This is a genomic window from Cohnella lubricantis, assembly GCF_014212015.1.
GTDB classification, from domain to species: Bacteria; Bacillota; Bacilli; order Paenibacillales; family Paenibacillaceae; genus Cohnella; species Cohnella lubricantis.
Genome location: NZ_JACJVN010000068.1, coordinates 1 through 11,761, shown reverse-complemented (window position 1 = coordinate 11,761; position 11,761 = coordinate 1). Strand labels below are relative to the sequence as shown.

The window sequence follows — 11,761 nt, the reverse complement described above, 5'->3', positions numbered from 1 at the left end:
GAAAAGCTGTCTGAGCTCGCGCGACAGTTGGCCGGCGAGCTCAGACAGCTTTTCGGATACGCGATCCGGAACATCGATTCCAAGGAAAAGACGAAGATTCTCCAAAAATGACACCGCTTTCGTTCGGAAATTATGGTTAGATTCCACATTTCAAGCGCAATTTCGGTTGCTTGTTCCGCTTGCGCTTTGATATGATAAGCCTATCATTATTTCGACAAGGTGGGGAATGGGATGAGCAATCGGGCTTACAATTTCAATGCGGGACCTGCCGCGCTGCCTCTTGAAGTGCTGAAGCAAGCGCAGGAGCAATTCGTCGACTTCAACGGATCCGGCATGTCCCTCATGGAGATGTCGCATCGCGGCGCTATCTACGAAGGCGTTCACCATGAAGCGGAACAGCTGCTGCGCGAGCTGCTCAGCATTCCGGACAATTATAAAGTCTTGTTCATTCAAGGCGGCGCCAGCACGCAATTCGCGATGGTGCCGATGAACCTGCTGCAGCCTGGCAAAGTCGCTTCTTATGTCTCGACGGGAAGCTGGGCGACGAAGGCGATCCAGGAAGCGAAGCTGTTCGGCGAGACGGCGGTCGCGGCTTCTTCGGAAGCCGATAAGTTCATGCGCATTCCGTCCTTCGCCGAGCTGAACGTCGCGCCGGATTCGGCCTACCTGCACCTCACGTCGAATGAGACGATCGAAGGAACGCAGTGGGCTGCTTATCCGGACACCGGCTCGGTACCGCTCGTCGCCGACATGTCCAGCGATATATTGTGCCGCCCGCTCAACATTTCCCAATTCGGCCTTATTTATGCCGGAGCGCAGAAGAACCTCGGACCGTCCGGCGTCACCATCGTGATCATCCGCGAAGATTTGATCGGCACGCCGTCCATCCCTGTTCCGACGATGCTTCGCTACAGCACGCATGCGAAGAACGATTCGCTCTACAATACGCCGCCGACGTTCGCCATCTATATGACCAACCTCGTGCTGAACTGGGTCAAAGCTCAAGGCGGCGCGGCTGCAGTGGAGAAGATGAACCGCGAGAAGGCAGACTTGCTCTACACGGCCATTGACGGCAGCGGCGGCTTCTACAGAGGCTGCGCTCAGGAGGGCAGCCGCTCGATCATGAATGTGACGTTCCGGCTTGGTTCCGAAGAGCTCGAGAAGCAGTTCGTCAAGGAGTCGGAGGCGCAAGGCTTCGTCGGCCTTAAGGGCCATCGCAGCGTCGGCGGCCTGCGCGCGTCGATCTACAACGCCGTGCCGCTCAGCAGCGTCAAGGCTTTGGTCGATTTCATGGGAGACTTCCAGCGCCGCAACGGCTAAAGGCAGTTGCTCTCGGATAAGATGACCATATGCGTCGGACGAGAATCGCGGCCGTGTGCCGCGGTTTTTGTTTGGCATCATTATCGTGCATTATCGCATCATTATTGCAGCATCTCTACATCGCTTCTTCGCATATCCGCTGCATCCTTTAACGATTGAACCGAGGAGGCTTGCACCGCATGGCCTATCATATCGTGCTCGTCGAACCGGAGATTCCGGCCAACACGGGCAATATCGCACGTACCTGCGCCGCCACGGGAGCGCATCTGCACCTCGTCCGGCCGCTTGGCTTCTCCACGGACGACCGCTACTTGAAGCGCGCCGGCCTCGACTATTGGTATGCCGTTCATTTGACCTATTACGATTCGTTCCAGGAAGTGAAGGACCGGTTCCCGGATGGGCGATTCTTCGTCACGAGCACGCGCAACAGCCGAAGGTACAGCGACTTCCAATACCGGGACGGCGACCTGTTCGTATTCGGCAAGGAGACGAAGGGGCTGCCTCAAGAGGTGCTCGACGCGCACGCCGAGACAGCGATTCGCATTCCGATGACCGACAAGGTCCGTTCGCTGAACTTGGCGAATTCGGCGGCGATCGTTCTGTTCGAGGCGCTTCGGCAGAACAACTTCCCTGGATTAGAAGGATAATATAGGCAGTCGTTAGCAGAATGGCTATTTTTCTCGAGATATGTCGAATTTTGCACAATCCTAAGCAAAATGCAAAACGTGCAGGAATTGAATCCTTCCTATCGAAAATTAGAGAACGGGCTAAGGTTTCAGGACTACACTAGCTTAGATTACCTGTATAGAATGAATGGGAGGAACTGCATTGAAACCTGCTGGCGTTGTTCGCAAAGTAGATCAGCTCGGCCGCATCGTGCTGCCGAAATCATTGCGCAAGAGATATCAAATGAACGAAGGGGATCCTGTCGAAATCTTGGTACAGGGCGACCACATTATTCTGGAGCGTTATCGCCCGCGCTGCGTGTTCTGCTCTTCGATGGAAGACGTAGGCGAGTTTAAGGATCGTTATGTTTGCGCGTCTTGCCAGAGCGAAATGAAGTCCATGCTCTAATTCGCTCGCCAAAGGCACGGCTTGCCATATGAAAGCAAAAAGCACCGGGAATCTCCTCCGCGCAGGGGAAGGTTCCGGTGCTTTCTTAGTATTCACGTTCATTAAAGTGTTACAGGCCCTTGGTCTTGTCGTCGTTGTAGGCAGCCGTCAGAATCGCGGTCAAGAGCATTGCGAAGACCAGAATGACAATCCAGAACTTATCGCTTAATCCTAGAAACATCTTCCACACCTCCACTTAACTTCCTATATTATAACCAAGACCCGCCAAAAAGAAAACGCAAAATGTTGCAAACCCGAAGCATAGAATGGTAACGGGAAGTTTGTCGTATGCGCGGAGATCGGGAGGGGGGCTTCCATGGGCGGGATCATTAACTGGATGGGCGGATGGCCGAAGGAAGGGCTGCTGTCCGCGAGCGAATGGGAGGCAAGGTGCGCAGCTGCAGCGCGCGGGCTGAAGCCGGCAGGCGACACTGGAGCAGCATCGGGGGACATTCGGCTTCGTGAAAAGCTGGCTGCGGACGGCCTGCTCTTCGCGCCTGCCGAAGACATCGGGAGCATCGCGCTCGCTCCCGGAGCCGATGCCGCGCTGGACCGCGCCGCTCGATGCCTGCTCGCTCCCGGCGACAACGCGCTCGCGGAGCGCCTGACGAGCCGCTCGGCGCTTCACATCTTGCGCAAGGCGGGCGCAGACGTGCACGCGGTCGCGGCGGATGAATTCGGCATGATTCCTGAGGAGCTGAGCCGGAGCATCGAGCAACTGCGTCCGCGCCTCGTCTACGCGGCTCCGAACGGCACCGATCCAGAAGGTCGGGTGTGGAGCGACGAGCGAAGGCTTGCGCTCCTGCAGATCTGTGCGGAAGCTGAGGTGCCGGTGGTGATCGATGACCGGCAAGCCGGCCTGCAGTTCGATTCGCGGCCGGGAGCGCAACAGATGAACTTGCCGGACCGCAGCCCAATCGCTTCGACTGCTGAACAAGCGGGGGACGTATGGACGATAGGCGAGCTGCCCCCCGGCACGATCGCGGGGCTGCGGTTCGGATGGGTAACGGTGAGCGGACGGACGGCTTCCGGCTGGGAACGAATGACGGACAGCCGCAATCGGGCGGAGGGGGTGCCGGCGGCGGAGCAGCTCGCGCTGCTGTCGCTGATGGAGGGGGAAGAGCTGGAGCCGCTGCTCATCGCGATGCGCTTCGTCTGCCGCGCGAAGCTCGGGCTTCTGATCGAACAGCTGGAGCTGCAGCGGCTGCCGGGGGCGGCATGGCGCGAGCCGAACGCCGGCATGCATCTGTGGCTGGCGCTGCCCGAAGGGCTGGACAGCGATGCGCTGCTGCGGGCTGCCTGGCAGAACGGCCTGCTGTTCCAGCCCGGGGGCGCGTTCTATGCCGCCGATCCCGAGCGAGCCCGGCTTCGGCTGACCCCCGTCCATTCGGACGAGAGGCAGATACGCGCCGGTGTCGCCAGGCTGGCAGAGACGATGGGGGAATTTCTCGGCCGGTGGGTGTAAGGGGCATAGATTCGTGCTAGAGATCCGTGCGGAGATCCGCTTAAGAAGGATGCTCTCAATAAGGGGCAGAGACCGCGTACAGCATGCCGTCTCGTTCCTCGACGTCTCGGCGCATGAGCCGTTCATCCTGCATATTCAAGCAAGATCCGTCTGCGGTATCGAACGTCCAGAAGTGAAGCGGGCAGAAGAACATGCCCTCTACGAGCCGGACTTCGCCTCCGGCATGCGGGCAGATCGCCATCAGCAGCGCATAGCGGCCGTCTTCGCCGCGCACGAGCCAATAAGGCGCGCCCTCCAGTTCGATCTGCGCCGGGAACGTCCCGTAAGCTCCTGCAGGCCCGATGATGATATCGCTGCTCATGATGGATTCCTCATTTTCGATAGGATGTATAGATGTCAATAGGCGGACGGCCCGCCGCTTGCTTGGCAGGCGTCCTCCCAACCGGCGGCCCATTCGAGCTTGGCTGCCCAGACAGCCGTGACTTCTTCGAACTCGCGAAGGCCATCGCGGCCTTGGGGCGTCAGCTCGTATACGCCGCGCTTCACGTTGCGGAACCAGCCGTACGGGTTGCCCCGCAGAATGCCGGCCGCTCCTGGAATGCTCGTCAAGTCGCGAACTTGGCTCGGCGACAGCTGCCCATGGCACGCGAGCGCGAGCGCGCATTGAATCGTCCGCTCGCGATAGGCTGTCACGAGCTTGCGGCGAAGGCTGCCGCCGACGTTGTAGTCGCCGCTGCGACCGTCAAATTCGCGCAGCAGCCGCTTCGCCCCGGCGCGCTTGCGCCCGCCGGCGGCGTTCATCGCTTCCTCCGGCTCGCGCCACACTTCGATGACCGGCTCCTTCGTCTTGTAGAAGGTGACGGTCATGAAGCCGAGCGCGAGCCTGCCGCACAGGGCGGACAGCTCATGGAAGCGCTGATTGTGCGCGCCCTTCTTCGTGCGGTTGCGCTCGACCGCGAGCCATACGGCCGCGCCTGTGCGCTGACGGTCCAAGCCCTGCAATAGAAGCGGGAGCGTGAACGTTTTTTTGATCTCGACAATGATTGGGGACTCGATGTCCGGATGGACCGCCATGAGGTCGCAGCCGCGAACCTCGCCCTTCACTTCATAGCCCCGGCTAGCGAAATATTGTTTGATCGGAGGGTACAATTCGGTCTCCAGCTTGACGGCCACGTCATCTTTCCTCCTCGTTCCGTTGGGATGGCAGCTCCCTAAATTATATCACGAAGGACAGACCTTGGCTTTTTCATCGCTTTTCGGAGCAATATCGTCCTCCCAACCGCATAGGTATGTAATACGTTTCGCAACGGGATAAGGACTAGGTGAGGAGGTAGCGGCATGGATATCTTCCAACGACTTGCCGAGTATCGGGCCGAGAGTGAGAAGCTGACGTGGTCCGGAACTTTTCGGGATTACATTGAATTGCTGCGCCGCGATCCGGCTCCGGCAATGACCGCGCATGCTCGGGTATATGACATGATCGTCTCCCAAGGGGTGGAGGAGAGCGGAGGACACCGCAAATACAAGTTTTTCGAGCGGGAGATCTTCGGCTTGGACCGCACGATGGAGAAGCTGGTGGAGGAATACTTCCATTCTGCGGCCCGCAGGCTCGACGTCCGCAAGCGGATTCTGCTGCTCATGGGACCGGTCAGCGGCGGCAAATCGACGATCGTCACAATGCTGAAGAAAGGGATGGAGCAATACTCCCGCACCGACCGTGGCGCCGTGTTCGCCATTAAGGGCTGTCCGATGCACGAGGAGCCGCTGCACTTGATCCCGAACGAACTTCGGCCCGAAGTGGAGCAAGAGCTGGGCGTCCGTATTGAAGGCAACCTGTGCCCGGCCTGCCAGATGAGGCTGCGCACCGAATATGAGGGAGACATCGAACGCGTGCCGGTTGAGCGAGTTCTAATCTCGGAAGAGAACCGGATCGGCATCGGCACATTCAGTCCTTCGGACCCGAAGTCGCAGGACATCGCCGATCTGACGGGCAGCATCGACTTCTCGACCATTACGGAATACGGCTCGGAATCCGACCCGCGCGCTTACCGGTTCGACGGCGAGTTGAACAAGGCGAACCGCGGGCTGATGGAATTCCAGGAGATGCTCAAGTGCGACGAGAAATTTCTATGGAACCTGCTGTCTTTAACCCAGGAGGGCAACTTCAAAGCCGGCCGGTTCGCGCTCATCAGCGCCGACGAGCTCATCGTGGCGCATACGAACGAATCGGAGTACAAGGCGTTCATCGCCAACAAGAAGAACGAAGCGCTGCAATCGCGGATGATCGTCATGCCGATCCCGTACAATCTGAAGGTGACCGACGAGGAGAAGATATATGCCAAGCTGATCGGGCAATCGGATATGAACCACGTTCATGTCGCGCCTCACGCGCTGCGTTCGGCGGCTATCTTCTCGATTCTGACCCGAATGAAGGATTCGAAGAAGCAGGGCATGGATCTGGTGAAGAAAATGCGGCTGTACGACGGCGAAGAGGTCGAAGGCTTCAAGGAAGCGGATCTGAAGGAGCTGCAGAACGAATACACAGACGAAGGCATGTCGGGCATCGATCCGCGCTACGTCATTAACCGGATCTCCAGCGCGCTGATTAAGCAGGATCTGCCCTGCATCAATGCGCTAGATGTGTTGAGAGCGCTGAAGGACGGCCTCGACCAGCATCCTTCGATCACGAAGGAAGAGAGAGAGAAATACTTAAACTTCATCTCGATCGCCCGGAAGGAATACGACAATCTGGCCAAGAAGGAAGTACAGAAGGCGTTCGTCTATTCGTTCGAAGAATCGGCCCGCACGCTGTTCGAGAACTACCTGGACAATATCGAGGCCTACTGCAACTGGACGAAGATGAAGGATCCGCTCACCGGCGAGGAGATGGACCCGGACGAGAGGCTCATGCGCTCGATCGAGGAGCAGATCGGCGTGTCCGAGAATGCGAAGAAGGCGTTCCGCGAAGAGATTCTGATCCGAATGTCGGCCTATTCGCGCAAGGGCAAGAAGTTCGAGTACAACACGCACGAGCGGCTGCGCGAAGCGATCGAGAAGAAGCTGTTCGCGGATTTGAAGGATATCGTCAAGATTACGACGTCGACGAAGACGCCGGACGAGAACCAGCTCAAGCGGATTAACGAAGTGACGAAGCGGCTGATCGACGAGCACGGCTACTGCCCGGTATGCGCGAACGAATTGATGCGTTATGTGGGAAGCCTGCTGAATCGATGAATATTTATTCATTGCCTTCTGATATTTCAGGAGGCTTTTTTTATTGTGAAGTGAGACTTTAAGCACAAACGAGTATTGTACCGCTAGTACACTTTATTTAAACAAAGGATTAATAACTGGACTAAGATATGATAAAATAAGTAATGTTATATTGGGAAAAATGTCGGATTGACTTGTGATAATGGAGGTTGTCATGTTATTTCTTACATTCATAGTATCTTCCATTTTTGAATGCATGTCATTATTTATATTGTGCATGGCATTATTCCGTTTTCAAATTAAAGAGTTTTTCTCGAAGTTTTTAATATCGTCAGTTATTCTAGCTTTCGTATCTAATACGCTGCAAGTAGAGTCACTGCAAGATATTGCCCCGCTTGTCAATGTGGTTTTGCTCATTTTTTTGGCAACTATCATATTGCGTACCCGGCTATTGCATTCAATTATTATGGTCGTGATATCATACATTATTTTTACACTCGTTCAATGGTTAATATATACTATTGTTATTAAAGAAGGACTATTTAACAACATCGTTACTTACACTTGGAGCGGGTTCTTTTTGCAAGGCGTTTCAGGATGCGTTATGCTTCTGCTTGCTGGGACCATTATTTATCGAAAAGGAGGGTTCAGCTATATCCAGTCCTCTGGGAGATTTTATAAGGAATCTTTTCGAGATAATAGATTGTTTTTAATTTGTCTGCTTCTTGCACTTATTGTTGTTTTCGGTACAAATGTGTTCTACTTGACGTTTGATAAGATACCTACCTATTTGTATACGGTTGCGATAATTATTATTGTGGTTCTGGTTGTTCTTCTATATTTCTCAGTTCGAAAGGACGATCGATCGTGATTGAAAAATTATCTTATCAAATAGCCACTTCTATTAAGAATGCAGAACCGGATAAAACGCCAAGCGTCGATATGATGAAATTTTCGCTCATCATTCTAATACATACCGCTTTTACAGCTCTCTTAATCATTATCGTATCCTTGTTTACCGGAGAAACGCTGGCAACGTTCGAAGGGCTGCTCTTCTTTATGTGTTTGCGCTTCTTCTCGGGCGGTTATCACATGCACAAATCTTCTTGGTGTACGATTCTATCTATCGTTTTAATGTGTTCGGCGCCTTTATTCGATTTAAATGAAAAAATAGTCTTTATCTTAAATGTCTTAAATTGTATAATGATGGTAGTTTTCGCGCCGGCGAATATTAAAGGCTACGCGAGAATTCCTGAAAAGTATTTTCCTCTTCTCAAAGTCATTTCCATCTTAATTGCTGGCAGCAACTTCATGTTTATGAGTTCAACTATAGCTGCAGTTTCATTATTTCAATCTGTATTACTGCTCTTCAAGAATAAAGAAGGAGGTGAGAAAGCATGAAAAAGAAGGTTCTGGTCGGTTTCGCGCAAGTTCTTGGCCTGATCTCACTTTTGTTTGCAAGCACTGCGTGTCTTTGGATCGTTTATCGCCCTGAGATTCCAGCTGAATTAAAGCGTGCGTAAGAAGGGAGGTGCATGATGTCTTTCTTTCACCTTCTGGATAAAGACGGACAGCCCTGCGAAGTTGCAATGGAAGATATCATTGCGATTAAACCTACCTCACGCGGCCCGGAATTCCATACGTCAAACGAAGTGTATTATTACCCTTCAACGATGGAGGAATTCCAGATTCTGTTAAGCGGTCAAGGGTTTGAACGTCTAGACAGGGTTAACTTGGTCAACATGAGTCGAATCAAGGGCTTTGATCCTAAAGCCCGCAAAGTGTATTTCGAATATCCTTGGACGGCGGAAACTCCTTTTGCCACCGTATCGGAAGCTAACGTTCATAAAGTGATAGGGCTGGTCAAAGAGCAAGAGGACAAGTCCTACGGAACGAATAGCAAACCGGCGTTCTGGAAGAGAAAGCTGTCTGAGACGTAATTATGTACTTAAAGAAGACGCCACTCGGCACTCTGTGCTGAAGTGGCGTCTTCGCATGTCCGGCTAGCCGTTCACAATCGCGCCGCCGTTCACGTGGAGCGTCTGTCCGGTCATGTAGGACGAGTCTTCGGAAGCCAGATAGACATAAGCGGGCGCCAGTTCGTCCGGCTGGCCTGCGCGCTTCATCGGCGTATCCGAGCCGAAGATCGCTACCTGCTTCGCTTCGAAGGTGGAAGGAATGAGCGGCGTCCAGATCGGGCCAGGGGCTACGGCATTGACCCGAATGCCTTGGCCTACGACGTTCAGCGCCAAGGAACGGGTGAACGCGACGATGGCGCCCTTGGTCGCGGAATAGTCAAGCAGCGTCGGGCTGCCTTTGTAAGCCGTAATCGATGCAGTGTTGATCACCGCGGAGCCGGGCTTCAGATGAGGCATCGCTGCCTGCGTCAAATAGAACATGCCGAAGACGTTCGTGCGGAACGTCTTCTCCAATTGCTCGGGCGTGATCTGCTCCAGCTTGTCCATCGGATGCTGCTCGGCTGCGTTATTCACCAGGATGTCGAGTTTGCCAAGCGTCTGAACAATATCGGCGATCGCTTGCTTGCAGAAGTTAGGGTCGCCGATATCCCCGGAGAGGATATGACACCGGCGGCCCTCTTGTTCGACTTGCCGCTGTGTCTCGCGCGCATCCGTGAACTCGTTTAAGTAGAGAATCGCGACATCCGCGCCTTCTTTGGCGTAAGCAATGGCAACGGCCCGGCCGATGCCGCTGTCGCCGCCGGAGATGGCGGCGACCTTGCCGGACAGCTTGCCGGCGGGCCTATAGATCGGCGATTCCGCTTCGGGCCGCGGCTGCATATCGCTCTCGAGGCCCGGCTGATGGTCCTGATGCTGCGGCGGGAAGCGGTCCGGCCGGCTTGGAGCCGGCGCGTTAGGGGGCTGGTTCGAGGCTGTCAAAGCTGTCTCTAGGATCTCAGAAGTCATAGTCGTCATGGTAGTCATACTTTTCCACTCCTTTCCTCAGGAGTAGATTGCGACCGCAGCTCCCTTTTTAAACAATTTTATGGGTTGTTTTCTTGCCGTCGCAGTTGAACAGAACCTTCTTATCGTCGACGACCGATTCCAGGTGAACGGGTTTGCCCCACAGCTGAACGACGTATGGCAGCGTGCGCTCAATATATTTCTGATCCAGCTCCGTCCCTTCGAATTGATGCGATAAGTACAGCTCACCGGTGCGCTGATAATCCCCGTCTGTCACGACGAGATAGGGGAAGCCGCCGTTCACCCGCGAATAGACGAGCTGGTCGCGGACCTTCTCCCACGTTTTCTCCGTAATCGTCCAGTCCTGTCCCTTCTTCTCGAAAATATAAAGATCGAGCTCGCCGGTAAGCTCCTTCGTCAAATAATTGCGCAAGAACGACGGGTCCGAATCCAGCTCCCTAACTTCAAAGATCCGCTCGCGCCCCCAGCGTTTCTCGATGTCCTCGAATATTTTGACACCTAAATAATAGGGATTGAGCGAGCTTCGCGAAGGCTGCACCACCGCGGAGTTCAGTTTGGCGTATTCGATAGTCTCTTCGCTGGTGAGGGGCAGCTCGCGCATAATGCGCTGATGCCAGAACGTTGCCCAGCCTTCGTTCATGATCTTCGTCTCGATCTGCGGCCAGAAGTACAGCATCTCGTCGCGGAGCATCGACATGATATCGCGCTGCCAATCGGACAAATTCGGAGAGTATTCCTGAATGAACCACATGAGATCTTTCTCGGGCTCTGGAGGGAAGCGGCGGTTCTCAGAGGAATTCTGTTCTTGGGCTGCGGTCTCATTCTCCCGCTCTTCGAGCGACCAGAGGTCGTCATATGGCGAAGCGGCGGCGAACATGCTCTTGCGTTCCTTCTCATTGCGCTGATGCCACTCGGCGTAACGCCTCTTGTCCAGTCCTTGCGGCTTCACGATTCGCGGGTCGACATGCTCTTGAATTGCCATTACCGCATCGAGGAAGCGCTCGACCTCCTCCGTTCCGTATTCGATCTCATAATGGCTTACGCGCTCCGCGGTCGCCGACATGCTCTCGACCATGTTGCGGTTCGAGGCCTGGAATCGGGAATTGTTCTTGAAGAAGTCGCAGTGCGCGAGCACGTGCGCGACGATCAGCTTGTTCTGAACGAGCGAGTTACCGTCGAGCAGGAACGCGTAGCAGGGGTTGGAGTTGATGACGAGCTCGTAAATTTTGCTCAGGCCGAGGTCGTATTGCATCTTCATCCTGTTGAAAGTTTTGCCGAAGCTCCAGTGGCTGAACCGGGTCGGCATCCCGTAAGCGCCGAATGTGTAGATGATATCCGACGGGCAAATCTCATAACGCATCGGGTAGAAATCAAGGCCAAAGCCGCGGGCGATCTCGGTTATTTCTTCGATGGACCGTTCCAGTTCGCTATGTTCGTCGCTGCGGGACATGTACATGCGAGAGCAGCCCCCTTCATAAGGCAATAGTGGTACCACCGTATGTATATGCGGGAATCCATGAAGGCGTGACTGGGGGACGAGCGAAGGGAACTCAGAGCGTCGCCAGCTGAGCGCCTTGCCGGAGCAGAGTTGCGCGGTTTGGCAGAGTAACTTGTCAGCTGAGCGCCTCGCCGGAGCAGAGTTGCGCGGTTTGGCAGAGTAACTTGTCAGCTGAGCGCCTCGCCGGATAAGAGTTACGCGGTTTGGCAG

At 54.7% G+C, this 11,761-nt stretch carries 12 protein-coding genes; 8 read left to right on the top strand and 4 right to left on the bottom strand.

Going from position 1 to position 11,761, the window contains the following annotated elements; translation table 11 throughout:
* Nucleotides 1-231: 231 nt before the first annotated feature.
* From serC to H4Q31_RS17420, 4 genes are all read left to right on the top strand, one after another.
* Nucleotides 232-1,320: a 3-phosphoserine/phosphohydroxythreonine transaminase gene (serC, locus tag H4Q31_RS17435; protein WP_185180342.1), complete on the top strand. Its 1,089-nt coding sequence runs from the start codon at nucleotides 232-234 to the stop codon at nucleotides 1,318-1,320.
* A 179-nt stretch (nucleotides 1,321-1,499) separates the two neighbouring features.
* Entirely contained in the window at nucleotides 1,500-1,967 is a 468-nt protein-coding gene (gene trmL / locus H4Q31_RS17430; RefSeq protein WP_185180341.1) for a tRNA (uridine(34)/cytosine(34)/5-carboxymethylaminomethyluridine(34)-2'-O)-methyltransferase TrmL, read from the top strand.
* Nucleotides 1,968-2,148: 181 nt separating this feature from the next.
* Nucleotides 2,149-2,394, top strand: coding sequence for an AbrB/MazE/SpoVT family DNA-binding domain-containing protein (locus H4Q31_RS17425; protein WP_185180340.1), 246 nt, complete (start codon nucleotides 2,149-2,151; stop codon nucleotides 2,392-2,394).
* Between the two features lie 355 nt (nucleotides 2,395-2,749).
* A complete protein-coding gene (locus H4Q31_RS17420) occupies nucleotides 2,750-3,898 on the top strand; it encodes an aminotransferase class I/II-fold pyridoxal phosphate-dependent enzyme (RefSeq protein ID WP_185180339.1) in 1,149 nt (382 codons plus the stop codon).
* A gap of 55 nt (nucleotides 3,899-3,953) precedes the next feature.
* Here the strand turns inward: H4Q31_RS17420 and H4Q31_RS17415 are convergent, their stop codons facing one another.
* Together H4Q31_RS17415 and H4Q31_RS17410 are read right to left on the bottom strand one after the other, a co-directional pair.
* Nucleotides 3,954-4,259, bottom strand: coding sequence for a Rieske (2Fe-2S) protein (locus H4Q31_RS17415; RefSeq protein WP_185180338.1), 306 nt, complete (start codon nucleotides 4,257-4,259; stop codon nucleotides 3,954-3,956).
* A 35-nt stretch (nucleotides 4,260-4,294) separates the two neighbouring features.
* Complete coding sequence (locus H4Q31_RS17410) at nucleotides 4,295-5,071, bottom strand: DUF2161 family putative PD-(D/E)XK-type phosphodiesterase (protein WP_185180337.1); 777 nt, start codon at nucleotides 5,069-5,071, stop codon at nucleotides 4,295-4,297.
* 165 nt (nucleotides 5,072-5,236) lie between these two features.
* On the opposite strand from H4Q31_RS17410, the gene H4Q31_RS17405 reads away from it, so the two are divergent.
* The 4 genes from H4Q31_RS17405 (at nucleotide 5,237) to H4Q31_RS17390 (ending at nucleotide 9,051) form a co-directional block, all read left to right on the top strand.
* Nucleotides 5,237-7,132, top strand: coding sequence for an ATP-dependent protease PrkA (locus H4Q31_RS17405; protein ID WP_185180336.1), 1,896 nt, complete (start codon nucleotides 5,237-5,239; stop codon nucleotides 7,130-7,132).
* A gap of 846 nt (nucleotides 7,133-7,978) precedes the next feature.
* Nucleotides 7,979-8,512, top strand: coding sequence for an accessory gene regulator B family protein (locus H4Q31_RS17400; protein ID WP_185180335.1), 534 nt, complete (start codon nucleotides 7,979-7,981; stop codon nucleotides 8,510-8,512).
* A complete protein-coding gene (locus H4Q31_RS17395) occupies nucleotides 8,509-8,634 on the top strand; it encodes a cyclic lactone autoinducer peptide (protein ID WP_185180334.1) in 126 nt (41 codons plus the stop codon). Before H4Q31_RS17400 ends, H4Q31_RS17395 begins: the two co-directional genes overlap by 4 nt.
* A gap of 15 nt (nucleotides 8,635-8,649) precedes the next feature.
* Complete coding sequence (locus H4Q31_RS17390) at nucleotides 8,650-9,051, top strand: LytTR family transcriptional regulator DNA-binding domain-containing protein (RefSeq protein ID WP_245347153.1); 402 nt, start codon at nucleotides 8,650-8,652, stop codon at nucleotides 9,049-9,051.
* Between the two features lie 63 nt (nucleotides 9,052-9,114).
* Here H4Q31_RS17390 and H4Q31_RS17385 read toward each other — a convergent pair whose 3' ends face one another.
* Complete coding sequence (locus H4Q31_RS17385; protein ID WP_245347152.1) at nucleotides 9,115-10,053, bottom strand: SDR family oxidoreductase; 939 nt, start codon at nucleotides 10,051-10,053, stop codon at nucleotides 9,115-9,117.
* Nucleotides 10,054-10,102: 49 nt separating this feature from the next.
* Nucleotides 10,103-11,509, bottom strand: coding sequence for a SpoVR family protein (locus H4Q31_RS17380; RefSeq protein WP_281064863.1), 1,407 nt, complete (start codon nucleotides 11,507-11,509; stop codon nucleotides 10,103-10,105).
* Nucleotides 11,510-11,761: the final 252 nt, after the last annotated feature.

Excerpts from the sequence above, each read along its gene's own strand:
- serC (WP_185180342.1), top strand. The coding sequence starts at position 232 with ATGAGCAATCGGGCTTACAATTTCAATGCGGGACCTGCCGCGCTGCCT.
- H4Q31_RS17405 (WP_185180336.1), top strand. The coding sequence starts at position 5,237 with ATGGATATCTTCCAACGACTTGCCGAGTATCGGGCCGAGAGTGAGAAG.
- H4Q31_RS17420 (WP_185180339.1), top strand. The coding sequence starts at position 2,750 with ATGGGCGGGATCATTAACTGGATGGGCGGATGGCCGAAGGAAGGGCTG.
- H4Q31_RS17385 (WP_245347152.1), bottom strand. The coding sequence starts at position 10,053 with ATGACTACCATGACGACTATGACTTCTGAGATCCTAGAGACAGCTTTG.
- H4Q31_RS17390 (WP_245347153.1), top strand. The coding sequence starts at position 8,650 with ATGTCTTTCTTTCACCTTCTGGATAAAGACGGACAGCCCTGCGAAGTT.
- H4Q31_RS17415 (WP_185180338.1), bottom strand. The coding sequence starts at position 4,259 with ATGAGCAGCGATATCATCATCGGGCCTGCAGGAGCTTACGGGACGTTC.
- H4Q31_RS17380 (WP_281064863.1), bottom strand. The coding sequence starts at position 11,509 with ATGTACATGTCCCGCAGCGACGAACATAGCGAACTGGAACGGTCCATC.
- H4Q31_RS17395 (WP_185180334.1), top strand. The coding sequence starts at position 8,509 with ATGAAAAAGAAGGTTCTGGTCGGTTTCGCGCAAGTTCTTGGCCTGATC.
- trmL (WP_185180341.1), top strand. The coding sequence starts at position 1,500 with ATGGCCTATCATATCGTGCTCGTCGAACCGGAGATTCCGGCCAACACG.